General features: G+C 71.2%; 23 protein-coding genes and 1 pseudogene. 13 read left to right on the top strand and 11 right to left on the bottom strand.

Features of this window, described 5'->3' with window-relative positions; genetic code table 11:
* Positions 1 to 99: 99 nt before the first annotated feature.
* From cseB to FBY35_RS15675, 4 genes are all read right to left on the bottom strand, one after another.
* Positions 100 to 807, bottom strand: coding sequence for a two-component system response regulator CseB (gene cseB / locus FBY35_RS15690; protein ID WP_142214388.1), 708 nt, complete (start codon positions 805 to 807; stop codon positions 100 to 102).
* 12 nt (positions 808 to 819) lie between these two features.
* Positions 820 to 1,485: a hypothetical protein gene (locus tag FBY35_RS15685; RefSeq protein ID WP_142214387.1), complete on the bottom strand. Its 666-nt coding sequence runs from the start codon at positions 1,483 to 1,485 to the stop codon at positions 820 to 822.
* Positions 1,473 to 2,045, bottom strand: a complete 573-nt coding sequence (locus FBY35_RS15680; protein WP_142214386.1) for a SigE family RNA polymerase sigma factor — start codon at positions 2,043 to 2,045, stop codon at positions 1,473 to 1,475. The genes FBY35_RS15685 and FBY35_RS15680 overlap by 13 nt, the downstream gene beginning before the upstream one ends.
* A gap of 242 nt (positions 2,046 to 2,287) precedes the next feature.
* The gene (locus tag FBY35_RS15675) at positions 2,288 to 3,196 is read right to left on the bottom strand and encodes an A/G-specific adenine glycosylase (protein WP_142214385.1); all 909 of its coding nucleotides are present in this window, start codon (positions 3,194 to 3,196) and stop codon (positions 2,288 to 2,290) included.
* Between the two features lie 182 nt (positions 3,197 to 3,378).
* On the opposite strand from FBY35_RS15675, the gene FBY35_RS15670 reads away from it, so the two are divergent.
* Entirely contained in the window at positions 3,379 to 4,182 is an 804-nt protein-coding gene (locus FBY35_RS15670) for a hypothetical protein (protein ID WP_142214384.1), read from the top strand.
* A gap of 144 nt (positions 4,183 to 4,326) precedes the next feature.
* Here the strand turns inward: FBY35_RS15670 and disA are convergent, their stop codons facing one another.
* Both disA and radA read right to left on the bottom strand, forming a co-directional pair.
* Positions 4,327 to 5,451: a DNA integrity scanning diadenylate cyclase DisA gene (disA, locus tag FBY35_RS15665; RefSeq protein ID WP_142214383.1), complete on the bottom strand. Its 1,125-nt coding sequence runs from the start codon at positions 5,449 to 5,451 to the stop codon at positions 4,327 to 4,329.
* Positions 5,452 to 5,552: 101 nt separating this feature from the next.
* Positions 5,553 to 6,986, bottom strand: coding sequence for a DNA repair protein RadA (radA, locus tag FBY35_RS15660; RefSeq protein ID WP_142214382.1), 1,434 nt, complete (start codon positions 6,984 to 6,986; stop codon positions 5,553 to 5,555).
* 202 nt (positions 6,987 to 7,188) lie between these two features.
* On the opposite strand from radA, the gene FBY35_RS15655 reads away from it, so the two are divergent.
* Positions 7,189 to 8,955 carry a BACON domain-containing protein gene (locus FBY35_RS15655; protein WP_142214381.1) on the top strand — a complete coding sequence of 589 codons (1,767 nt, stop codon included), beginning with the start codon at positions 7,189 to 7,191 and terminating at the stop codon, positions 8,953 to 8,955.
* Between the two features lie 30 nt (positions 8,956 to 8,985).
* Here the strand turns inward: FBY35_RS15655 and FBY35_RS15650 are convergent, their stop codons facing one another.
* The gene (locus tag FBY35_RS15650) at positions 8,986 to 9,852 is read right to left on the bottom strand and encodes a hypothetical protein (RefSeq protein ID WP_142214380.1); all 867 of its coding nucleotides are present in this window, start codon (positions 9,850 to 9,852) and stop codon (positions 8,986 to 8,988) included.
* Positions 9,853 to 9,892: 40 nt separating this feature from the next.
* On the opposite strand from FBY35_RS15650, the gene FBY35_RS15645 reads away from it, so the two are divergent.
* From FBY35_RS15645 to ilvD, 4 genes are all read left to right on the top strand, one after another.
* Positions 9,893 to 10,825 carry a Ppx/GppA phosphatase family protein gene (locus tag FBY35_RS15645; protein ID WP_142214379.1) on the top strand — a complete coding sequence of 311 codons (933 nt, stop codon included), beginning with the start codon at positions 9,893 to 9,895 and terminating at the stop codon, positions 10,823 to 10,825.
* 23 nt (positions 10,826 to 10,848) lie between these two features.
* On the top strand, positions 10,849 to 11,679 hold the full coding sequence (locus tag FBY35_RS15640; RefSeq protein WP_142214378.1) for a sugar phosphate isomerase/epimerase: 831 nt from the start codon (positions 10,849 to 10,851) through the stop codon (positions 11,677 to 11,679).
* Positions 11,676 to 12,290: a TetR family transcriptional regulator gene (locus FBY35_RS15635; protein WP_142214377.1), complete on the top strand. Its 615-nt coding sequence runs from the start codon at positions 11,676 to 11,678 to the stop codon at positions 12,288 to 12,290. The genes FBY35_RS15640 and FBY35_RS15635 overlap by 4 nt, the downstream gene beginning before the upstream one ends.
* 164 nt (positions 12,291 to 12,454) lie before the next feature.
* The gene (ilvD, locus tag FBY35_RS15630) at positions 12,455 to 14,305 is read left to right on the top strand and encodes a dihydroxy-acid dehydratase (RefSeq protein WP_142214376.1); all 1,851 of its coding nucleotides are present in this window, start codon (positions 12,455 to 12,457) and stop codon (positions 14,303 to 14,305) included.
* Between the two features lie 97 nt (positions 14,306 to 14,402).
* Here ilvD and FBY35_RS15625 read toward each other — a convergent pair whose 3' ends face one another.
* Positions 14,403 to 16,544, bottom strand: a complete 2,142-nt coding sequence (locus tag FBY35_RS15625; RefSeq protein ID WP_142214375.1) for a protein kinase domain-containing protein — start codon at positions 16,542 to 16,544, stop codon at positions 14,403 to 14,405.
* Between the two features lie 142 nt (positions 16,545 to 16,686).
* Between FBY35_RS15625 and FBY35_RS15620 the strand changes: the two genes are divergently transcribed.
* From FBY35_RS15620 to FBY35_RS15610, 3 genes and pseudogenes are all read left to right on the top strand, one after another.
* A complete protein-coding gene (locus tag FBY35_RS15620; RefSeq protein ID WP_142214374.1) occupies positions 16,687 to 16,986 on the top strand; it encodes a peptidase in 300 nt (99 codons plus the stop codon).
* Between the two features lie 22 nt (positions 16,987 to 17,008).
* Positions 17,009 to 17,521, top strand: coding sequence for a hypothetical protein (locus FBY35_RS15615; protein WP_142214373.1), 513 nt, complete (start codon positions 17,009 to 17,011; stop codon positions 17,519 to 17,521).
* Positions 17,522 to 17,562: 41 nt separating this feature from the next.
* Positions 17,563 to 17,826: pseudogene (locus tag FBY35_RS15610) on the top strand (class I SAM-dependent methyltransferase); the annotation flags it as partial.
* A 144-nt stretch (positions 17,827 to 17,970) separates the two neighbouring features.
* Here FBY35_RS15610 and FBY35_RS15605 read toward each other — a convergent pair.
* On the bottom strand, positions 17,971 to 18,432 hold the full coding sequence (locus FBY35_RS15605) for a hypothetical protein (protein ID WP_142214371.1): 462 nt from the start codon (positions 18,430 to 18,432) through the stop codon (positions 17,971 to 17,973).
* Between the two features lie 103 nt (positions 18,433 to 18,535).
* Here FBY35_RS15605 and FBY35_RS15600 point away from each other — a divergent pair, with 103 nt between their 5' ends.
* The gene (locus FBY35_RS15600; RefSeq protein WP_142214370.1) at positions 18,536 to 19,348 is read left to right on the top strand and encodes an ABC transporter ATP-binding protein; all 813 of its coding nucleotides are present in this window, start codon (positions 18,536 to 18,538) and stop codon (positions 19,346 to 19,348) included.
* Positions 19,345 to 20,082, top strand: a complete 738-nt coding sequence (locus FBY35_RS15595) for an ABC transporter permease (protein ID WP_142214369.1) — start codon at positions 19,345 to 19,347, stop codon at positions 20,080 to 20,082. Before FBY35_RS15600 ends, FBY35_RS15595 begins: the two co-directional genes overlap by 4 nt.
* A 274-nt stretch (positions 20,083 to 20,356) precedes the next feature.
* Here the strand turns inward: FBY35_RS15595 and FBY35_RS15590 are convergent, their stop codons facing one another.
* Together FBY35_RS15590 and FBY35_RS15585 are read right to left on the bottom strand one after the other, a co-directional pair.
* Positions 20,357 to 20,974 carry a murein L,D-transpeptidase gene (locus tag FBY35_RS15590; RefSeq protein WP_142214368.1) on the bottom strand — a complete coding sequence of 206 codons (618 nt, stop codon included), beginning with the start codon at positions 20,972 to 20,974 and terminating at the stop codon, positions 20,357 to 20,359.
* Positions 20,967 to 21,473 carry a SigE family RNA polymerase sigma factor gene (locus tag FBY35_RS15585; protein ID WP_142214367.1) on the bottom strand — a complete coding sequence of 169 codons (507 nt, stop codon included), beginning with the start codon at positions 21,471 to 21,473 and terminating at the stop codon, positions 20,967 to 20,969. The genes FBY35_RS15590 and FBY35_RS15585 overlap by 8 nt, the downstream gene beginning before the upstream one ends.
* 138 nt (positions 21,474 to 21,611) lie before the next feature.
* Here FBY35_RS15585 and FBY35_RS15580 point away from each other — a divergent pair, with 138 nt between their 5' ends.
* Both FBY35_RS15580 and proC read left to right on the top strand, forming a co-directional pair.
* Positions 21,612 to 22,547: a L,D-transpeptidase gene (locus FBY35_RS15580; protein WP_142214366.1), complete on the top strand. Its 936-nt coding sequence runs from the start codon at positions 21,612 to 21,614 to the stop codon at positions 22,545 to 22,547.
* 85 nt (positions 22,548 to 22,632) lie between these two features.
* On the top strand, positions 22,633 to 23,442 hold the full coding sequence (gene proC, locus FBY35_RS15575; RefSeq protein ID WP_142214365.1) for a pyrroline-5-carboxylate reductase: 810 nt from the start codon (positions 22,633 to 22,635) through the stop codon (positions 23,440 to 23,442).
* Positions 23,443 to 23,492: the final 50 nt, after the last annotated feature.

Here is a 23,492-nt window from a genome sequence, read left to right as displayed (position 1 = left end):
GTTCCATGCGCGCGGGCTGTGCGGCCTCTGCTGCCGGGGGTCCGGGGGTTGCCCCCGGGAGATGCAGCCGTCGGACGCCGGTGCGCAGTATGAGCCGCCTCATGCCTTGAGCTTGTAGCCGAAGCCGCGGACCGTCTCGATCCGGTCCTGTCCGATCTTGGTGCGCAGCCGCTGGACATGGACGTCCACGACCCGGGTGTCGCCGCCCCAGCCGTAGTCCCAGACCCGCTCCAGCAACTTGTCGCGCGAAAGGACGGTACCGGGCGCGGAGGAGAACTCCAGCAGCAGCCGCATCTCGGTCGGTGTCAGCGCCACCTGGTCACCGGCCTTGCGCACCTCCATGCCCTCCGTGTCGATCTCCAGGTCGCCGAAGACCAGCAGCGCCGCCTGCTCGTCCTGGCCCGCCGGGCCGGACTCGCCGCGCGCCGCTCCGCCTGCGTGGCCGAAGCGGCGCAGCACCGCGCGGATACGGGCGACCAGCACCGCGCCGTCGAAGGGCTTAGTGACATAGTCGTCGGCTCCGGCCTCCAGGCCGAGCACCACGTCGATGGAGTCCGCCCGCGCCGACAGCATGATCACCGGCACGGTCGACTCGTCCCGGATGCGGCGGCACAGACTCACTCCGTCCAGGCCCGGCACCATCACATCGAGCAGCGCGATGTCGGGACGGTTCGACCGGAACGCGTCGAGGCCCTGCAGCCCGTCGGGCATCGCCGTGACCCTGAAGCCGTCGCGCTCCAGCGCAAGCTGGGTCGCTTCGCGGATGACGTCGTCGTCCTCCACGAACAGGACATGGGTCTCTGCCATCCCGCTGTTCTCTCAGTTCTCGCTCGTCGACTGCGGTTCGGGGACGACGTCATCGCCCACCGCTCTGCTGAATTCGTTGCGTACCCAGTACTGCTGGACGAACTTCCCGCTCGCCCAGTGGTACGTGGTCACTTCCTCGCCTGACGGCTCGGCGACCGGATCACCCTTGGAGTACACCTGCTTGGTCACCACCAGGTCGCCCCGGTCGATCGCCGAGTACACCGCGGGCTCCTCGACCGCGAAGACATTCTCGTACCTCTCGCCATTGTCGCGGTACACGTACGTGCCCATGCCAACCGCGTCACCGCACGTCAAGACGTTGACAACCACGTCCGGCTTGGTCCCGCCGGTGAGGTTTCCATAGGACGTGTCCACAGGGTAGGAGTCCCGGGCGCACGGCTTGAGATCGGCCTTGACCCGCTCGCTGACCTTGGGGTCGGCCATGATCAGCTTCACCGGGCTCACGCCGTCGGTCTTCTGCGCACCGCTCGTGGCGCTCGCGCTCGGCGAGGGGGTGGCCTTGGCGACCACGTCGGCATGAGCCGCGCCCTCGTCCTGGACCCCGGTGCCCCCCGAGGAGCAGGCGACGGTGAACACGCCGACAGCGGCGAGCCCGGCCATTGCCGCGCCGCTCGCCGCCAGGCTTTTGTTGCCGCCTCTTACTTTCAGGCCGCGCACCGCTCCTGCCCCCGTTCGTCGAGCTCACGGTCGCGCCGCAGTTCGCCGCGCTCGAGGGCGCGGGCGTCCAGGTCACGGCTCTCCAGCTCCTGGCGGAGCCGGGCGAGCGCCCGGTGCAGCGTGCTCTTCACCGTACCCGCCGACATGCCCAGCGCGGCAGCCGTCTCTTCGGTGCTCATCTGCTCCCAGTGTCGCAGCACGACGACGCTGCGCTGCTTGGGAGCCAGAACCTTCAGTACGTCCATCAACAGGGCGCGGTCCGCGCGCTGTTCGCTGCCGTCCTCGACGCTCGCGTCCGGCAGCTGCTCGGTGGGTACCTCTTCGAGCTTTCGGGCCCGCCACCACTCCGTACGCGTGTTGATCATCACGCGGCGGAGGTAGGCGTCGGCCAGCGACTTGTCGGCGATGCCGTCCCAGCGGCCGTAGGTGCGGACCAGGGCGGTCTGCAGCAGGTCCTGGGCATCGATCGGGTCGGGTACGAGACGCCGGGCGCTTCGCAGCAGAGCCTCCTGCCGGTTGCGTACGTACTCTTCGAATTCGAGCACCTCGCTGTGCGCCATTTCAACCGCCTCCGTCCCCGTGAATCCCCGTGACAAGCAACTGCCGTCCCCTTACAGCCCATGAAGCTACGGAGGTGTTGTCACGGGCCTGTGCGGTCCAGCCGTCGGAGGGCGCACGGCCATCCATCGGTTGTGTAACAGGAGATGTTTCAGGCACGGTTCGGGTGGGAAACGACCCCCGGGCGTGTGGCGGCGGGCGGCGGGCCCGGCTTTGGCTCTGCTGCCTCTGTGTCTGGTCGGCGTCAGTTCTGGGGGAGGCGGTACACGCCTTTCTCCAGCGGCTCCACCAGGCCGTCGGCGACCAGGCCGTCCAGCGCCCGGGCCCGCTGCACCGGCTCGTGCCAGACCGCGTCAAGCGCCGACTGCGGCACCGGCACCACGGCCTCGCGCAGCACCGCAAGGAGCCTGCCACGCACCTGGCGGTCCGTACCCGCGTACGTCTGGCCGCGGCGCGCCGGCCCCTGGTGCGCGGGCTTACCGGCCAGCCGCCAGGCGCACCGCGCGGCGATCGGGCAGCGCGCGCAGTCCTCGTTCTTGGCGGTGCACACCAGCGCGCCCAGCTCCATCGAGGCCGCGGCCCAGCGGGCGGCGGTCCCCTCGTCGTCGGGCAGCAGCGCCCGTGCCAGCTTGCGCTCGGCCGCGGTCGTCGCGGTCGGCGGGTACTGGATGCCACTCGCCGCGCGGGCGAAGACGCGGCGGACATTGGTGTCGAGGACGGCATGGCGCTGTCCGTACGCGAAGGATGCCACCGCGGCCGCCGTGTACTCCCCGATGCCGGGCAGCGCGAGCAACTGCGCGTGGTCGCTGGGCACATCGCCGCCGTGCCGCTCCGTTATCGCCTGCGCGGCCCCGTGCAGGCGCAGCGCACGGCGCGGATAGCCGAGCCGCCCCCAGGCGCGGACGGCCTCGCCGGGTGCGTCGGCCGCGAGGTCGGCCGGACGCGGCCAGCGGGCCAGCCACTGCTCGTATACGGGCAGCACCCGGCTGACCGGGGTCTGCTGCAACATGAACTCGCTGACCATCACACCCCAGGCACCGGCCTCGGGGCGGCGCCAGGGCAGATCGCGTGCGTGCTCGTCGAACCAGGCGATGACGGGGGCGTGGAGGGCAGCCGCGTCAGCCGGGGCGGGGTTTGTCGTGGTGTCAGTCATCACTCCGATCCTGGCACGTCCCGGGGAGCCGATGGTGTATACGCTCCGTGAGGCTGTCGCCTTCTCTCGGTGACGGGCTCGCGGACGGGGCGGTGCCGCCCGGGGTGATGATCAGCAGAATGTGCGAGTCCCGTGGCGGGTAGGGGCCGGAGTCGGCCCGGATCTCTCGTAGAGTTTGGGCCGTGGGATCTCTGCGCAATCCGATCGGGCCGCTCCCCTCCTCCATCTACTGGCGACGGAGGGCAGTCGCGGCGTCGTTGATCGCGCTGCTCGCGGTGCTGACCGTATGGGCCGTCAGTTCCGGCGGTGGCAACGGAGACAAGGGCGACGGCGACAGCGCCAATGGCGCGACGCCCGCCCGCACCATCACGCCCGGACCCTCGCAGCCCGGCACGGCGATCAGTGAACAGCCGGGCGGGCGCGACGAGTCGGGCGAAACCGGCGGGACCGACGGCAGCGGCGACGACGGTGGTACGGGTGACAGCTCGGGCGGCGGCGCCACCACGGGCAAGAACGGTGACAACGCGGCGGCCGGCGCGGCCAATGGCGGCGCGGGCGGCCAGCAGGTACCGGCCGGCTCCAGCCTGCCCGACTGCGCGCCGGGCGCACTGAAGTTGACCCTGCGTAGCGTCGAAGTCGCCTACGGGCCGGGGGAGAAGCCCTCGTTCCAGCTGGTCGCCTCCAACTCGTCCGCGACGACGTGCAAGGCGGACTTCGGGCCCAGGGCCGCGGTGCTCACCGTCAACGACGACCACGACGACGCGGTGTGGTCGTCCAAGGACTGCCCGCGGACGGCGGGGAGTCTGCTGCTGAGGGTCCCGGCGGGGGCGAGCATCACGCACACCGTGGAGTGGGACCGCAAGCGGAGCGCACCGCAGTGCGCCACACCGCCGGCGGGAGCGGTGGGTCCGGGTACGTATCTGGTGGAGGCGAAGTTCCCGGGGGTGACGGTGCTGCCGGCGTCGTTCCGCCTCGAGAAGGACTAGGGCGTGTTTTAGAAGTAGCGCCGTCCGCCCGCGGGGCAGGCGCGACTTCTAAAACACGCCCCAGGGACTACGGGGCGTCCGGTGTTTCGCCTCGGACGCCGGACGGGCCGGAAAAATCCGGCCCGTCCGTCCGAGGAGAAAGCCTCACACGTACCGCTCCAGGATCGAGGACTCCGCCAGCCGCGACAGGCCCTCGCGCACGCTCCGGGCCCGCGCCTCGCCCACGCCGTCGACCGTCTGCAGATCGTCGACGCTCGCCGCGAGCAGCTTCTGCAGACCGCCGAAGTGCTCGACGAGCCGCTCGATGATCGCGCCGGGCAGCCGCGGCACCTTCGCCAGCAGGCGGTAACCGCGTGGCGAGACGGCCGAGTCGAGCGTCTCGGGCGAGCCGCTGTAGCCCAGCGCCCTTGCGACTATGGGCAGTTCGAGCAGCTCGGTGTGCGTGAGGTCGTTCAGCTCGGCAAGCGCCTCGTCCACCGTGCGCGACCGCTTCGCCGTCGGCTCCGGCACATAGTCGCGTACGACCAGCTCCCGCTCCGGCTCGACGCCCGCGATCAACTCGTCCAGCTGCAGCGAGAGAAGGCGTCCGTCGGTGCCCAACTCCACCACGTACTCGGCGATCTCGGTCGCGATCCGTCGCACCATCTCCAGGCGCTGCGCCACCGCCGTCACGTCCCGGACCGTCACCAGGTCCTCGATCTCCAGCGCCGAGAGCGTGCCCGCGACCTCGTCGAGGCGGAGTTTGTAGCGTTCGAGCGTCGCGAGCGCCTGGTTCGCGCGGGAGAGGATCGCGGCCGACTCCTCAAGGACCCGCCGCTCCCCGTCCACGTACAGCGCGATCAGGCGCATCGACTGGGAGACGGAGACGACGGGGAAGCCGCACTGGCGCGAGACCCGGTCCGCCGTGCGATGGCGGGTGCCGGTCTCCTCGGTGGGGATGGACGCGTCCGGGACCAGTTGCACACCCGCCCGGTGGATCTTGCTGATGTCCTTGTCGAGGATGAGCGCGCCGTCCAGCTTGCACAGCTCGCGCAGCCGGGTCGCGGTGAACTCCACGTCCAGCACAAAGCCGCCGGTGCACATGGATTCGACCGTTTTGTCCATACCGAGGACGATCAGGCCTCCGGTGTTGCCGCGGAGGATGCGCTCCAGGCCGTCGCGCAGGGCCTGCCCGGGCGCGACCGCGCTCAGGGCGGCGCGGATCAGTGCTTCGTTGCCGGAGCCTCCGCCGGACTTTCCGGGTGCTGCTGCCCCGTCCTTGGCTGCCACTGCACTCCTCCGGCTCGTACGGATGGGCGAGACCAGGGCAAAGTCTACCGGCGCGTGTCGCCCGCCCGTGGGGCCTCCGTGCGCTCTTTCCCCGCAGCGGCTCACTGACCCCCTACGGATCTTCTTCCGGAACCCCTTTCCGGACCGCTGTCGGGAGCCGTCCGGCGACCGCGCGGGAGCACCCTGAGAGCGTCCCCCATGTCGGCCACTTCCGTGACCTTCATGCCCGCGGGGATCTTGCCCGGATCGGTGGGGACCAGGGCATGCGTGAAGCCCAGCCGGTGCGCTTCGGCGAGCCTTCGCTGGACGCCCGTCACCCTCCTGACCTCGCCCGCGAGGCCCACCTCGCCGATCGCGACCAGATTCTTGGGCAGCGGGGTGTCGCTGGCCGCCGACGCCAGGGCGAGCGCGATCGCGAGGTCCGCAGCGGGCTCGGAGAGCTTCACGCCGCCGACGGTGGCGCTGTAGATGTCGCGCTTGCCGAGGGCGGTGATCCGGCCGCGCTGTTCCAGTACGGCCAGCATCATCGAGACCCGTGAGGTCTCCAGACCCGAGGTCGTGCGCCGGGGCGAGGGAATCTGCGAGTCGACGGTCAGCGCCTGCACCTCGGCGACGAGAGGGCGCCGGCCTTCGAGGGTGACCGTCAGACAGGTGCCGGGTACGGCCTCCGCGCGGCGGGTGAGGAAGAGGCCCGAGGGGTCGGCGAGGCCGGTGATGCCCTCGTCGTGCAGCTCGAAGCAGCCGACCTCGTCCGTCGCGCCGTAGCGGTTCTTGACGCCTCGTACGAGACGCAGGCGCGCGTGACGGTCGCCCTCGAAGGACAGCACGACGTCCACCAGATGTTCGAGGAGCCTGGGTCCGGCGATCGCGCCGTCCTTGGTGACATGGCCGACCAGGAGCGTGGACATGCCGCGCTCCTTGGAGGCGCGGATCAGTGCGCCCGCGACCTCGCGGACCTGGGCCATGCCGCCGGGCGCACCGTCGATCTCGGGCGACGCGACGGTCTGTACGGAGTCGAGGATCAGCAGCGAGGGCTTGACCGCGTCCAAGTGGCCGAGGACGGCCGAGAGATCGGTCTCGGCGGCGAGGTACAGGTGGTCGTGCAGCGCCTTGATCCGGTCGGCGCGCAGGCGGACCTGGCTCGCGGACTCCTCGCCGGTGACATAGAGGGTGCGGTGGTCGTCGCTCGCGGCCTTCGCTGCGACGTCGAGCAGCAGCGTGGACTTGCCGACGCCCGGCTCGCCCGCGAGCAGCACGACGGCTCCCGGTACGAGGCCGCCGCCCAGGACGCGGTCGAGCTCGTCCACACCGGTGGAGCGGGCGGTCGCCTGCCGGCCGTCGACCTGGCCGATGGGGAGCGCGGCGGTGGAGACGCGCCCGGCGGCGGTCGTACGGACAGCGGGCGCGCCGTACTCCTCGACCGTGCCCCAGGCCTGGCATTCGGGGCAGCGGCCGAGCCACTTGGCGGTCGTCCAGCCGCAGTCGGTGCAGCGGTAGGACGGCCGGTCCTTCGCGGATTTCGTACGGGCAGCCATGCGGGAACCGTATAGGGGCCCACTGACAATGAGGCCCCCGCGGCCCGCACAACTCCCGGGGCGGGGGCGTCGTCGTGCCAAGGCGGACCGGTAGGGGTGGAATTAACGATTCCTGTCCCCCTTCGAGCGAAGTGTTCACCCGTAAGGATTAAAAGTGTTCAAGGGGTACGAAGGGGATGTGTCCAGCGCCTACGGTCGCGGCGTGACGAGCAGCAGGCTGGAGCCACCGACCCACACCACCGGCGCACACCGGGGGCACCGGCGTGCGCCCCGACCGTCCGCGCAAAAGGTGTCCGCACAAAAGGCGTCCGCAAAGGCGTCCGCTCAACAGCCGCCTGCGCGTTATGAGCCCTACCTCGACGGCCTGTTCACCTACTGCCTCTCCGTTCTCTGCGACCATGACGCGGCAACCGCGCTGCTCGGCGACGTACTCGCCATTGCCGAGCGGCAGTACGGGCGTTGCCCTTCGGGCGAGGCCGAGCGGAGGGCGTGGCTGTACGCGCTCGCGCGCTGGGCCTGTCTGCGCCGGCTGGCGGATCAGCGGCGCGAGCGGCAGGGGACGCACACCGGGCGGCCGGCGCGGCCCGACGTCCCCGAGGAGGCCCCGCGCGTCTCCGAGGACGTCGCCGAGCGCCGCCGCGGTGAACTGGCGCTGCTGGCCTGGCCCGAGGCCGCAGGCACGACACCCGAACAGCGCGAGGCCCTCGAACTCGCGGTACGGCACGGGCTCGGGGCAGGCGAAGTCGCCTCGGTCCTCGGCCTCGACGCGCTCGCGGCGCGCGAACTGCTGGCCGCGGCCGCATGCGAGGTCGAGCGCACCCGGGCCGCGCTCGCCGTCGTCGAGAGGGGAAACTGCCCGGCCGTCGCCCGGCTCACCGAGGACCACCGGGTGCTGCTCTCCGCCGCGCTGCGCCAGGAGCTCGTCCGGCACGTCGACGACTGCCCGCGCTGCCGCCGCGCCGCCGAGCGCGCCGGTGCGGGCGGGCCGTGGCCGGGGTCCTCCGTCACCCCCGCCGCGCTGCCCCTGGTCGAGGCGCCGCGGGCCGCCGCGTACATCGCGATGCTGCACGTGCCGCGCGCCCGCGCCGCCGCGCCGCGCTTCGGCCCCGGCGGCTTTCCGCTCGACCCGAAGGACCATGCGGCCCGGCGGGACCGGCTACGGGCACGCGCCGTGACGACCACGGTCGTGGCGACCGTCGTCGCGGCGCCGGTGCTCGCGCTGTGGGCGGCGTACCGGGGCGCGCCGCAGACGGGGGAGGGGCACGACGGGTCGTCGGTCACCGTGAGCGAGGCGGACAGTCGTGCCGGGCTCGACGGCGAGCCGTACGACTACTACGAGAACGCGGGCAACGCGCGCGCGGAGCCGGACCCGAGGTTCACGGCCGGCATGCGCTCGCCCGATGTCTCGGTCGAGGTCATCAGCGCGGGAACCTCCTCCCCGGCGGCCCGCCCCGGAGTCCCGGGCCCCGGCCGCATCACGGTCGAGGCGGAGCCCGCGGGAGACACGACCAGCATCACGCTCAGGGCGTCGGGCGCATCCCCAGTGGCCTGGTCCCTGTGGACGGACGCCCCCTGGCTGTATGTGAGCCGCTCCTCCGGGACCCTGCGGCCGGGCGAGTCGGTCACGATCTACGTGACCGTCGACCACGGGAGCGAGCCGGCGGGCGAGTGGAGTGCGCGGGTGGGCGTGGATCCGTCGGGAGCGGTCCTGGAGATCGACGGCTACGGCGCCACGCCGACGCCGACCCCTTCGAACCGGCCGCCCACACCGGCGCCGGCGGACCCCACACCCACGCCCGCAGATCCGACGCCGACGCCCTCGGACCCGTCGCCCGCGCCGGCGGACCCGACGCCTTCGGACTCGGCGCCGCCCCCCTCGGACCCGCCGCCCGGCGACCCCTCCTCGTCGGGGACCGCCCCGTCGGATCCGCCGCCGTCCCAGGAGGATCCGCCGCCGCCGGCGGGCTGATCCGGGCCCGTCCCGCGATCGAGGACGCGCTCAGTCCCTCTTCGGGTCCGCCGGGTGCGGCGCCACCAGGGGAAGCTGGGACGACAGCCGCGCCTCGCACAGCTCCACCAGCACCGCGTACGCCGCCTTGCCCATCAGCTCCGTCAGCTCTGGCCGGTACGTCACGTACACCGGTTCACCCGCGCCGTGCGCCGACGTCGCCGACGTGCACCACCAGTGCAGGTCGTGGCCGCCCGGGCCCCAGCCGCGGCGGTCGTACTCGCCGATCGACACCTGCAGCACCTTCGTGTCGTCGGGCCGCTCGATCCAGTCGTACGTCCGCCGGACCGGCAGCTGCCAGCACACGTCCGGCTTCGTCTCCAGCGGCTCCTTGCCTTCCCGCAGTGCCAGGATGTGCAGCGAGCAGCCCGCCCCGCCCGCGAACCCGGGACGGTTCTGGAAGATGCAGGACCCCTCCCAGCGCCGCGTCTGGCGTTCGCCGTCCTCGTCGAGCTGGACCCAGCCCGTCTCCGTGCCCACGTCGTGGAACTGCCACAGCTCGGGGGTGAGCCGCGCGACGTTCGCCGCGACCCGCTTCTCGTCGTCCTCGTCGGAGAAGTGCGCGCCCAGCGTGCAGCAGCCGTCGTCCGCGCGGCCCGCCTGGATGCCCTGGCAGCCGCTGCCGAAGATGCAGCTCCAGCGCGAGGTCAGCCAGGTCAGATCGCAGCGGAAGACCTGTTCGTCGTCGGCCGGATCCGGGAATTCGACCCACGCGCGCGCGAAGTCCAAGCCCTTCTCGTCCGGCACGGCGTCTGGCACGGCACCCGGCACGGCGATCCGCAGGCCGTCCCGGTCGTGCTTGCTCTGCTGCTTGCGGGGCTTGGCTTTGCCCGGCTTCGCCTTTTTCGTCTTTGGCACAGGCCAAGGGTATGTCCGCGACCGCAGTAGCGTTCGGTCCATGAGACTCGGAGTCCTCGACGTCGGTTCGAACACAGTGCACCTGCTGGTAGTGGACGCGCACCCCGGCGCGTGCCCCCTGCCCGCCCATTCCCACAAGGCGGAGCTGCGGCTCGCCGAACTCCTCGACGACGGCGGAGCCATCGACCCCGCCGGCATAGACCGGCTGGTCGAGACGCTCGCCGGGGCGGTGCAGACCGCCGAGGACCAGGGCTGTGAGGAGGTGCTGTCGTTCGCCACATCCGCGGTGCGTGAGGCCACCAACGCCGATGCCGTCCTCGCCCGGGCCAAGGCCGAGACGGGCGTGGATCTGCAGGTGCTGACCGGCGAGGAGGAGGCCCGGCTCACCTTCCTGGCGGCCCGCCGCTGGTTCGGCTGGTCCGCCGGGAGGCTGCTGGTCCTGGACATCGGCGGCGGCTCGCTGGAGATCGCGTACGGGATCGACGAGGAGCCGGACAAGGCCGTATCGCTGCCGCTGGGTGCGGGCAGGCTGACGGCCGGGCTGCTGCCGGGCGACCCGCCCGACCCGCAGCACGTGAAGGCGCTGCGCCGCCAGGTGCGGACCGAGATCGCCCGTACGGTCGGCGAATTCACCCGGCTCGGAAAGCCGGACCACGTCGTGGCGACGTCCAAGACCTTCCGGCAGCTGGCCCGTATCGCGGGCGCCGCGCGCTCCACCGAGGGGCTGTACGTGCAGCGTGAGCTGAGTCTCAAATCGCTGAGCGAGTGGGTGCCAAAACTCGCCACCATGACGGTCGAGCAGCGCAGCACGCTCCCCGGCGTCTCCGAGGGCCGCGCCCGCCAGCTGCTGGCAGGTGCCCTGGTCGCGGAGGGTGCGATGGAGCTGTTCGGCGTACCGGTCCTGGAAATCTGTCCCTGGGCGCTGCGCGAGGGCGTCATCCTGCGGCGCCTCGACCACCTCCCGGCTTCCTAGCGTTGGCCCGTACGCTGTCTCCCGTGGCAGAACCAGTGGTGCGCATCCCGGATGCGAAGGTTGTCCTGTCGACGGCTTCCGTGTATCCGGAGTCCACGGCGACGGCCTTCGAGATTGCCGCACGCCTCGGCTACGACGGCGTAGAGGTCATGGTCTGGACCGATCCGGTCAGCCAGGACATCGAGGCCCTGCGCCGTCTGTCCGACTACCACCAGGTGCCGATCCACGCCGTTCACGCCCCCTGTCTGCTGATCACCCAGCGGGTCTGGTCCACAGACCCCTGGGTGAAGCTCCAGCGGGCACAGGCGGCGGCCGAGAAGCTGGGCGCGTCCACGGTCGTGGTGCATCCGCCGTTCCGCTGGCAGCGGCAGTACGCCCGTGATTTCGTCAGCGGGATCTGGCGCATGGCGCACGAGACGGACGTCCGCTTCGCCGTCGAGAACATGTACCCCTGGCGCTACCGGGACCGCGAGATGCTCGCGTACGCGCCCGACTGGGACGTCACCACAGAGGACTACCGGCACTTCACGATCGACCTCTCGCACACCGCGACCTCCCGCGCCGACACCATGGCCATGGTCGACCGGATGGGCGACCGGCTCGGTCATGTGCATCTCGCCGACGGCAAGGGATCTTCCAAGGACGAGCACCTGGTGCCCGGGCGCGGCAACCAGCCGTGCGCCGAACTGCTCGAACGGCTCGCCCGGTCCAACTTCGACGGCCATGTCGTCATCGAGGTCAACACCAGGCGCGCGATGTCCGCCGCCGAACGCGAAGCCGACCTCGCCGAGGCGCTCGCCTTCACCCGGCTGCACCTCGCGTGGGCCGCGTCCTCGGGAGTGCGCGGCTCATGACCGGTGCGGCGGCTCCTAGGCGGCGGGGCCGGCCGGCCCGTACGGAGACCGACGAGGGGCCCGGCGCCCGGGACCGGATCCTTCAGGCGGCCCGTACGGAATTCGCCGAGCGCGGCTACGACAAGACGACCGTCCGCGGCATCGCCAGGGCCGCGGGTGTCGACCCGGCCCTTGTGCACCACTACTTCGGCACGAAGGACGAGGTCTTCGCGGCGGCCATCGAGGTCTCCTTCGAGCCCGCCCTGGTCGTCCCGGTGATCCTGGGCCAGGGCAACGAGGGCATCGGCGAGCGGCTCGCCCGCTACTTCATCGGGGTGTGGGAGAACCCGGCCACCCGCGGCCCGCTGCTGGCCATCGTCCGCTCCGCGCTCACGCACGAGGGCGCGGCCAAGGTGCTGCGCGCCTTTGTGCTGCGGCGGCTGCTCGAACGGATCGCCGGGGAGCTGGACGTACCGGATCCGAAGTTCCGCGCGGAGCTGGCGGCCTCGCACATGATCGGCATCGCGATCCTGCGCTATGTGATCAAGGTGGAGCCGCTGGCCTCGGTGGATCCCGAGGAGATCGTGCGGATGGTGGCGCCCACGCTCCAGCGGTATCTGACCGAGGTGTGAGCGACTGCGGGTCAGCGCTCGCGACGTGAGCGACCGAAGGGTGAGCCATACGTCCCGTATTGCGGACGGAGTGTCCAGATCTTGGAGCCTCGGCGTACGCTCGACTGCAGTCCTGTCTGTCTGAAGGATCTGTCTGAAGGATCCGTCTGAAGGAGCGAGCGACGATGCCCGAGCTGCGGTCCCGCACTGTCACCCACGGCCGGAACATGGCGGGCGCCCGCGCCCTGATGCGGGCCTCGGGCGTAGCGAGCGCGGACATCGGCAAGCCGATCATCGCGGTGGCCAACTCCTTCACGGAGTTCGTCCCCGGGCACACCCACCTCGCCCCGGTCGGCCGGATCGTCTCCGACGCGATCCTGGCCGCGGGAGCGGTGCCTCGTGAGTTCAACACGATCGCGGTCGACGACGGTATCGCCATGGGCCACGCGGGCATGCTCTACAGCCTGCCCTCCCGCGACCTGATCGCCGATTCCGTCGAGTACATGGTCGAGGCGCACTGCGCGGACGCGCTCATCTGCATCTCCAACTGCGACAAGATCACCCCCGGCATGCTGATGGCCGCCCTGCGCCTCAACATCCCGGTCGTCTTCGTCTCCGGCGGCCCCATGGAAGCCGGTCAGGCCACGCTCGTCGACGGTACGGTCCGCAAGCTCGACCTGATCAACGCCATCGTCGACGCGGTCAACGAGAACGTCTCGGACGAGGACGTGCTGCGCATCGAGGAGAACGCCTGCCCGACCTGCGGCTCCTGTTCCGGCATGTTCACCGCCAACTCCATGAACTGCCTGACCGAGGCCATCGGCCTCTCCCTGCCGGGCAACGGCTCCGTCCTCGCCACCCACACGGCCCGCAAGGCGCTGTACGAGAACGCCGCCCGCACGGTCGTCGAGATCACCAAGCGCTACTACGAGCAGGACGACGAGTCGGTCCTGCCGCGCAATATCGCCACCCGCGCGGCCTTCGACAACGCCATGGCCCTTGACATCGCCATGGGCGGCTCGACCAACACGATCCTGCACCTGCTCGCCGCCGCCCAGGAGGCCGGGCTCGACTACGACCTCAAGGACATCGACGCGGTCTCGCGCCGGGTGCCCTGCCTGGCCAAGGTCGCGCCGAACGTCGCCCCCGGCGGCACGTACTACATGGAGGACGTGCACCGCGCCGGCGGCATCCCGGCGATCCTCGGCGAGCTCTACCGGGCCGGAATGCTCAACGAGGACGTGCACACCGTTCACTCGCCCGGCATCAAGGAGTGGCTGTCTACCTGGGACGTGCGCGGCGGCTCGCCGTCCGCGGAGGCCGTCGAACTGTGGCACGCGGCTCCCGGCTGCGTCCGCTCGGCCACGGCGTTCTCGCAGTCGGAACGCTGGGAGACGCTGGACACCGACGCGGCGGGCGGCTGCATCCGCGACGCGGCGCACGCGTACTCGAAGGACGGCGGCCTCGCCGTCCTCAAGGGCAATCTCGCCGTCGACGGCTGTGTCGTGAAGACCGCCGGAGTCGACGAGTCGATCTGGACCTTCGAGGGACCGGCCGTCGTCTGTGAGTCGCAGGACGAGGCCGTCGACAAGATCCTCCGCAAGGAGATCAAGGAGGGCGACGTCGTCGTCATCCGTTACGAGGGCCCCAAGGGCGGCCCCGGTATGCAGGAGATGCTGTACCCGACGTCGTTCCTGAAGGGCCGCGGCCTCGGCAAGGCCTGCGCGCTGGTGACCGACGGCCGCTTCTCCGGCGGCACGTCGGGCCTCTCGATCGGCCACGCCTCGCCGGAGGCGGCGTCGGGCGGCACGATTGCCCTTGTGGAGGACGGCGACCGTATCCGTATCGACATCCCGAACCGCTCGATCGAACTCCTCGTGTCGGAGGACGACTTGGCGGCCCGTCGTGAAGCGCTGGGTGGCGTCTACGCGCCGAAGAACCGCGACCGGCAGGTCTCGGCGGCACTGCGGGCGTACGCGGCGATGGCGACAAGCGCGGACAAGGGAGCGGTCCGGGACGTGTCCCGCCTCGGCTGAACAGCCGGGGGCCGGCCAGGGGATGGGGGTGCCTCCCGCCGGGCCGTAGGGCGAGGGCGGTTGGGGGAAAGGTCCGCCGCAGGCGCACCGCGCCCCGTCACCACCCCGCCGCGCCCCCCGCGTCCAGCGCGAACACGCTCCCGTCCGGCGCCGTCCCGAACACCCTCCCGCCCGCCGCCACCGGCGTCGGCAGCAGCGAGGCGAACGTGTAACGCCCGTCGTCCATCCGGGGTTTCGACTGACCGGTCAGCACCCCCCGCGCCGCGTCCACCGCCAGCAGCCGCCCGTCCCCCGCCGTCACATACACCGCGCGCCTGTCCGCCGCCGGGCGCGAGAGATGCGTGACCTGGGTTTCAAGACGCCACAGCTGCGCGGGTTTCCTCCCGCTGGTGTCGAGGGCGATCAGCGACCCGCCCGACCCGCTGAGGTAGACGACGTCCCCCGATCCGGCCACCGCCGCCTGCGCCTGGTCGAGCGGCGCGGACAGCCCGATCCTGCGAACGGCGCGCTTGCCGCCTGCCGTGTCGAGCCGTACGACCGCGTCCGTGAATCCGTCGGTGTTGGCGGCGAGCAGATACAGGGCACCGCCGACGAACCGCACCGGGCTCAGCGCCCCCTTGACGCGCTTCTGCCACAGCAGCTTTCCGTCGGCCGGATCGACCGCGCTCACCAGCGTCGTCGCGCCGTCCGGCGCAGGCGTCGCGCCCAGCGCGGGCTCCCTGCCACCCGGCGACGAGACCCACTGGGTGCCGCGTCCGCCGCGCTGCCGGTTCCAGCGTTCCTTGCCCGTAGCGGCGTCGACCGCACGCACCCGCCCGCTGTCGGTCACCAGCAGCACCATGTCGCCGCTGTAGCGCACGGAGGAGTACGAGGAGATGTCGAGGTCCCAGCGCAGCGCCCCGGATTCGGGGTCGAGTGCCTCAAGCCGGTTCCCGCCGGGCGCGACCACTTGAAGCAGACCTCCGGAGAGCACGGGTGTCATGCCTTCGTCGGTCTGCGCCGCACTGTCGGCCGCTTTTTTCGACCAGAGGATCGTGCCGTGGTCGGGGTCCACCCGGGCCGCCTTGATCCCGGGCGCCGCGCAGTACAGCCCGGCGCCGGCGGCCGCGCAGACGGGTGTCCTGTTCTCGGCGTTCCCGTCGCGCAGATGCACACTCCAGCCGTGGAAGCTCTGTCCGGCGCGCGGCGTGGAGGCAGAGGGTCCGGGACGCTCGCCCTCCGCCACACTGCCGGCGACGGCGAACGCAGCCGTGACCAGCACCGCCACCGTCACCGCCGCGGCCGCCCATTTCATCTTCCGGCCCGGCCGCCGTCGCGGCCGCGGACCGGCAAAGAGGCCCGGGGGAACGTTCTCGCGGGGGTCCGGCGTCCGTTGCGCCGGTATGTATGCCTGGGTGTCGTACGAGGCAGAGGGTGACGACCCGCGCAGCGCGACCATCAGCTCGTACGGTGTCGGCCGCTCCGCCGGGTCCTTCGCCAGACAGCGCCGGAACAGCGGTACGAGGTCCGCCGGCACGCCCGCCAAGTCGGGTTCGTTGTGCACCACTTGGTACGCCACGATGTACGGGCTGTCCGAGTCGAAGGGCCCGCGGCCGGTCGCCGCGTGCACCAGGACCGCACCCATCGCGAACACATCGGCCGCGGGCCCGACCTCGCGCGGGCGCTGGAACTGTTCGGGTGCCATGAACGGCGGTGTACCGATCAGCTTGCCCGTCTCCGTACGCAGATCGCTGTCCGCGGGACGTGAGATGCCGAAGTCGATGACTTTGGGCCCGTCGGGCGCGAGAAGTACGTTGCTCGGCTTGAGATCGCGGTGCACCACGCCGGCTCGATGGATGTCGCGCAGCGCCTCGGCCAGGCCGGCGCCCGCCTTGCGCAACTCCTCAGCACCGAGCGGCCCGTTCCGCTTCACCCGTTCGGCGAGCGTCGGGCCCTCGATGAACAGCGTGGCCATCCAGGGCCGTTCGGCCTCCGGGTCGGCATCGACGACGGGCGCGGTGAACGCGCCGCTGACCTTCCGGGCGGCCGCCACCTCCTGCCGGAACCGGGCTCTGAACTCCGGGTCCGTCGCATGCTCGGCATGGATGACCTTGACGGCGAGGCGCAACCCCGAGGCAGAGGTGGCCAGATGGACCACGCCCATGCCGCCTGTGCCGAGGCATGCCTCAAGCCGGTACTGCCCGGCATATTCCGGATGTTCCGCTTCCGGGAACGAACCGGTGCTGCGCAGCGGTGGCATTTCCCCACCCCCGTGATGTTCGTGCGCACGCGCGACGCACGGAGCCTAGTCGATGATGCGTGCTATGCCGGTGCGGCTTGCTAGCCTGCGCGGCGTACGGACGAACCGTCCGGATCAAGCCACATTGGCGGGGGAGAGGTTTATGGCTGTCGAAGAAGTGCGGAGTGAGTCGGAGAGCTTCGAGGCGACCACGGTCAAGCGCTACCCGGTCGCGCCGGGCGTCGCGCTGAACGTCCGCAGCGGTCCCGGCACCAACTACCGGCTCATCAGGGTGCTGCCGGTCGGGGCCCGGGTGCCGATCAACTGCCAGAAGCCGGGGGAGTGGATCAGCGGCCCGTACGGCACGTCCAACCTGTGGGACAACATCGCGAACGGGGAGTTCGTCTCCGACGCGTATGTGAACACGGGCAGCGACGGTTATGTGACCATCCGCTGCTCGTGACGGTACGGGGATAATCGCCCCCGTGAGCGAGCAGATCCAGAACACTGACGGCGGCGGCCCGCAGCCCGAGCCCATCCGTTTCTTCGGCACGACCTGGGTGGGCCACGACGGGGGCTACGGGCCGCGCCGCGCAGCCGTCGCCGCCGGTTCGCTCGTCGCCGCGCTCGCGGGCTGCCTCGTCCTGCGCTTCGCCTACCAGGGCCTCGCGATCGCCGACATCGGCGGCTTCGTCAACGTGCTGGTCGTCGTCATGTTCGCGATCTGCAGTGCCGTCGCCTTCCGCAAGACCTGGGAGGGCTTCAGCCGCCGCCCCACCGGCTCCGTCGGCGAGGACCCGCTGCGCAGCCTCAAGGCGATCGGCTTCGTGGGCGTACTCCTCGCGTACTTCTTCCGCTCGCTTGCCGAGGCGCCGGGCGAGAAGCTGCACCGCGAGGAGTACGAGACGGCCCGCAGCCAGTACGAGAAGCGCCGCGGCGCCCGCGCGGGCAACCCGTCCGCACGCAGGCCGAAGGGCGGCAAGTCCAGGCGCAAGTAGCCCTGTCGCGGTGAGGACGGAGCCCATGACGGATACGGATCATGCGCAGCGCGCTCTCCTTCGACACGGCGGCGGCCCAGTACGGCGCGGCCCGCCCCGGCTACCCGCCCGCCCTCTTCGACGCCGTCGAGGAACTGACCGGCCCTCCCCTCAAGGGGTCCCGGGTGATCGACGTCGGCGCGGGTACGGGCATCGCGACCCGGCTGCTGCGCGAGCGCGGCGCCCACGTCACGGCGGTGGAGCCTGGCCCCGGCATGGCGGCCCAACTGCGCCGCGCCCTGCCGGACATACCGCTCCTCCGCGGGCAAGTCCCTGGCCCGGACGGCGTCGTCAAGGAGGCGTACGCGGTCGAGCTCAGCGTGACAGTCCGCGCGTCCGGATCGCTCCGGTCCGGATCGCCCACCGGGTAAAGCCCGCGCGCGGGGAGGCCGCTGTGCAGGGGCGGCGTCTCACCGCCTGCCCCGCGACAGCCGCCCCACCAGCCCCACAACCCCGGCCACAAGCGCCCCCCGCCACAGCCCGTCCCACACGCTGCCGATGAACCCCTGCGACGTCAGCACCTGTCGCACCACCACATCCGCCGCCGCCATCAGCGCCCCCGGAACCGCCGCGACCCGCCAGGGGTGGGCCGCCGCCCAGCGGCGTATCCGCAGGTCCGTACCGCCGTCGGCGGGCGTGCCGCCGCCCAGCACCGCGCCCGCCCCTCCGACGACGAAGAACAGCGTCAGCGCGACCGACAACGCCCCGGCCAGCATCCCCAGTCCGATTCCCTCGTCGATCGCGCCGAGCGCGAGGGCGACCCCGCCGCCCAGCCCGCCGACCACCGCCGCCGCGCGCCACGGCCCGAGCGTCGCCGATGCCATGGCGAGCCGCCGCCGCTCGGCCTTCGAGATCTCACTGTTGTGGCTCATATGTCCACAGTCCGCCCTCTTTCCCCGGGATCGCCATGGGGGATGCCCCTGACGCGTCCCCCATCTCTTGACGAGGCCCAGCCCCAAGCGCATTATTCATCGCATGATGAATTCTTCAGGATTGGCCGTCCTGGCCCGAGGGCTCACCGTCACAAGGGGAGACCGCACCGTCCTGCGCGGTATCGACTTCAGCGTCCCGCCCGGCCGTATCACCGGCCTCCTCGGCCCGTCCGGCTGTGGCAAATCGACCCTGATGCGTGCGGTCGTCGGCACGCAGGCCAAGGTCACCGGAACCCTCGAGATCCTCGGCAGGCCCGCCGGCGACGCCTCACTCCGTTCACGGATCGGCTATGTCACCCAGGACCCGTCCGTCTACGACGACCTGACGGTTCGCCAGAACCTCGACTACTTCGCCGCCGTACTGGAACCGGGCCGCCGCCGTCGCGAGGCCCGCCGCGAACACGTCGCGCGCGCCATCGCCGACGTCGACCTCACCTCGCACGCCGACTCCCTCGCGGGCAGGCTCTCCGGCGGCCAGCGCACCCGCGTCTCCCTCGCCGTCGCCCTGCTCGGCACACCCGAACTGCTCGTCCTCGACGAACCGACCGTCGGCCTCGATCCCGTCCTGCGCCGCGACCTGTGGATCCTCTTCCACCGCCTCGCCGAAGAACGCGGCGCGGCGATCCTCGTCTCCTCGCACGTCATGGACGAAGCCGAGCGCTGCCACCGCCTGCTCCTGATGCGCGAGGGCGAGATCCTCGCCGAGGACAGCCCCGACGACCTGCGCTTCCGCACCCGCTCGGAGACGGTCGAAGCCGCCTTCCTCCACCTGGTCGACGAAGCCGACGCCCGCCGGGCCGACGGCGACGCGACCCGGATGCCGCAGACCCAGGCCCTTGAGGAGAACGCCCGATGAGCACCTCACGCACCCTTGCCACCGCCGCACGGGTCCTGCGCCAGCTGCGCCACGACCCGCGCTCCATCGCGCTGATGGTCTTCGTTCCGTGCCTGATGCTCTTCCTGCTGCGATACGTCTTCGACGGCAGCGAGAAGACCTTCGACTCCATCGGCGCCTCGCTGCTCGGCATCTTCCCGCTGATCACGATGTTCCTGGTGGCCTCCATCGCCACTCTGCGCGAACGCACCTCCGGCACCCTGGAACGCCTCCTCGCCATGCCCCTGGGCAAGGGCGATCTGATCGCCGGCTACGCCCTGGCCTTCGGACTCGTCGCCGTCGTCCAGTCCCTGCTCGCGACCGGGCTCGCGCTGTGGGCACTGGGTCTGGACGTCATCGGCTCGCCCTGGCTGCTGCTCCTCGTGGCCCTCCTTGACGCCCTGCTCGGCACGGCACTCGGCCTGTTCGTCTCGGCCTTCGCCGCCTCCGAGTTCCAGGCGGTCCAGTTCATGCCGGCCGTGATCTTCCCGCAGCTGCTGCTCTGCGGGCTGTTCATCGAGCGGGAGAAGATGCAGCCCGTCCTGGAAGGGATCTCGAACGTCCTGCCCATGTCGTACGCCGTCGACGCGATGAACCAGGTCCTTCGCCACCCGGACGCCACGGGCGACTTCACCCGCGACGTCCTGATCGTCGCGGCCTGCGGGATCCTCGTCCTGACCCTGGGCGCGGCGACCCTCCGCCGCCGCACGGCTTAGGTCCTGTTCGGCCGAATCTTGCCGGGCTCGCGTGCTCTGGCACGCTCCCCCACAGCCTTCGGCGTGGGAGGGGGCCCCCACCCCCGTAGCCCTTCGGGCACGGGCGGTGCCCCCACGCTGCGTTGTCGTCAGTCGCCTACGCTCCGCGTGGGCTCTCCCCCTGCCTTCGGCGGGGGGACCCCCATCCTCCGCCTTGCAGCTGCACGCACCGCGGTGACATCAGCCGCTCCGCGGCGGGCCGCTCACTGATCCGGCCTGATCGGCCGGACAGGACCTAATTGGGGACCACCACGTCCCCGACCTCGAGCTGGTCGTAGACCCACTTCGCGTCGGCCGAGCCCACAGCGATCACGCTCGACGAACGGCTCGTGAGCGGGGACACCTGCGTGATGTAGACGGGAGCACCGCCCGTTCTGGTCAGCTTCACCACCCACAGTGCGTCGTACACGAACTTGTCCGCCGTGGGCAGGTCGGCGTACATGTTGGCCCTCGGGTTCTTCTCGGCGACGGTGAGCCGGATCAAGGCGGTGCCCTTTTTCATCCGCACGCCGATCGAACGAGACCGGCCGTCGCGCCCGGTGACCGTCAGCACCATGTTCTGGGTGTCGAGACTGGCCGCCGCCAGGGGCGGCGGTTTCGGCAGCGAAGGACTCGGCGTCGTTGCGGCAGGCGGCTGTTCGGCCTCGCCCGCACCCATCAGACCTGGAACACCGAACGCAAGCCCCGCCACCAGCGCAACGGCCACAGCCGTCGCCCCCACCACCCGCCGACGCCTGCCCCGCGCCTCACCGCGACGCCGGACCTGCCCGCCGGCCAGCGACGGCGCCGCCTCCGCATCCGCGGCCAGCACCCGCAACGCGGAGCCGAGCGAGTCCGGCTCGTGCTCAGACATGGCTCCCCTCCCTCTCGTCGGCGGACTCCTCCGGAGACAACAACTTGGCGAGCGCGGCCCGCCCACGAGAGAGCCGGGCCTTGACCGTGCCGGCCGGGGACCCCGTCTCCGCGGCGATCTGCTCAATGCTCAGGTCGCAGAGATGGTGCAGCACCACCGCCTGCCGCTGCGCCTCCGGCAGCTGCCGCAACGCCTCCACCAGCACCGTGTGCTCCGGCCCCGGCCCCGGCGTACGGTCCGCCGGCGGATGGTGCCGCACCAGTTCGAGCCACCGTCTCGCCCGCCGCCAGCGGCTCACCGCGAGCCGCATCGCAACCGTACGGATCCACGCCTCCGGAGCCGCGTCGGCCAGGAAGTGGACACGACGGTCCCAGGCCCGTACGAACGCCTCCTGGACCACGTCCTGAGCCTCGCCGTGATCCCCCGTCAACGCATACAACTGCCCCACCAGGCGCGGGAAAGAGGCCGCGTAGAAGGTGTCGAATTCCTCCTCGGTCACGAGCCGTAGGACAGCCCACACGCCCCCGCGGTTCCCTCGGAACTTTCCGCGCCGCTCGTGCAACCTGCGCCTCTCCCCGTTCGTACAGAAGCCGGACCAACACAGCTGACCCATCAGCTGATTCAGGGGGAGGAATTCATGCGAGGACACATCGGCGCCGCCGTACTCGGCCTCATCTGCGCGCTGTCGCTCACCGGCTGCTCGGGAGCGAGCGTCACATCGGGTGCCGCAACCGCACCGGCGCGGCCGGGCGACAACAGCTCGACCACCTCGCCCGGGGCATCCCGGCCCACGGCCACACCGCCGACCGCCGCCACCCGTGCCCACCTGGCCGACGCCACCGTCAACGTCGCAGAAGGAGCGCACGTCGGCGTCGGCATGCCGATATCGGTCACCTTCAAGCGCCCGATACCCGAGCCGGAGCGCGCCGACGTGGAACGCCTGCTGAAGGTCACCGCCAACCCCGGAGTCACCGGCGCCTGGGCCTGGATCAAGGACCGCAACCTCCACGACGGCCAGCGCGTGGACTTCCGCCCCGAGAGCTACTGGAAGCCGGGCACCAAGGTCAGCCTTACGGCGGGCCCGTCCATCGCACGCTCCTTCACCGTCGCCCGCTCACTCGTCGCGACCGTCGACGTCCGCAGCCACACGATGACCGTGGTCAGGGACGGCGAGGCCACCCGGACCATCCCGATCACCGCGGGCGGCCCCGGCTACGACACCTGGAACGGCACGATGGTCGTCTCGGACAAGCAGCGCCGCGTCTATATGGACTCGCGCACCGTCGACATCGCCGACTCCTACCAGGGCTGGTACAGCTACGCCGTCCACCTCACCACCTCCGGCACCTACCTCCACGAGAACGACCGCGCCAACACCCTCGCGGGCCGCAGCAATGTCACCCACGGCTGCATCGGCCTCGCATCCGACGGCACCGCTCGCGGCTTCTACGAGCAGGTCATCCCGGGCGACGTCATCCGCGTGACCAACTCCAAGGACACCGTCGCCGCGGGCAACGGCTACGGGGACTGGAACCTCTCCTGGTCCGAGTGGCGGTCCCGCAGCGCGCTGTGATCCCGCCCCTCGGACGTCACGGCACGGTGACATCCCCGGTGCGAGGATGGCCCCACGTATCCCCACCGGCGAGGTGAACAGAGCCATGACCCAGACAGTCGCAGTCCTCGGCACGGGCAAGATCGGCGAGGCCCTCCTCAGCGGCATGATCCGCGCCGGCTGGCGGCCCGCCGATCTGCTGGTCACCACCCGCCGCGCCGACCGCGCCGACGAACTCCGCACCCGCTACGGCGTCGAGCCCGTCACCAACGCCGAGGCCGCCAAGCGCGCCGACACCCTCATCCTGACCGTCAAGCCGCAGGACATGGGCAAGCTCCTCGACGAACTCAGCACGCACATCACCGCGGACCGTCTCGTCATCAGCGCCGCGGCCGGTATCCCCACCTCCTTCATCGAGGAGCGCCTGACCGCAGGCACGCCCGTCGTACGCGTCATGCCCAACACCCCCGTACTGGTCGACGAGGGCATGTCAGTGATCTCGGCCGGCAGCCATGCCACCGCCGACCACCTCGCCCACGCCGAGGAGATCTTCGGCGGCGTCGGCAAGACCCTCCGTGTCCCCGAGTCCCAGCAGGACGCCGCCACCGCCCTGTCCGGCTCGGGTCCGGCGTACTTCTACTTCCTCGTCGAAGCCATGACCGACGCGGGCATCCTGCTCGGCCTTCCCCGCGCCCAGGCGCACGACCTGATCGTCCAGGCCGCCATCGGTGCGGCGGTCATGCTCCGCGACAGCGGAGAACACCCCGTCAAACTCCGTGAAGCAGTCACTTCCCCCGCCGGAACCACCATCAGCGCCATCCGCGAACTCGAGAACCACGGTGTACGCGCCGCACTGATCGCCGCCCTCGAAGCGGCCCGCGACCGCAGCCGCGAGCTCGCATCCGGCAGCGGCTGAGGCCTGTCGACCCACCGCTGTGGCGCCACAGCGGTGGGCTCGCCGTCCGC

Origin of the sequence: Streptomyces sp. SLBN-118, assembly GCF_006715635.1 — a bacterium.
Classification (GTDB): domain Bacteria; phylum Actinomycetota; class Actinomycetes; order Streptomycetales; family Streptomycetaceae; genus Streptomyces.
The sequence above is the reverse complement of the archived record's forward strand: the minus strand, read 5'-3'. Positions and strand labels throughout refer to the sequence as shown.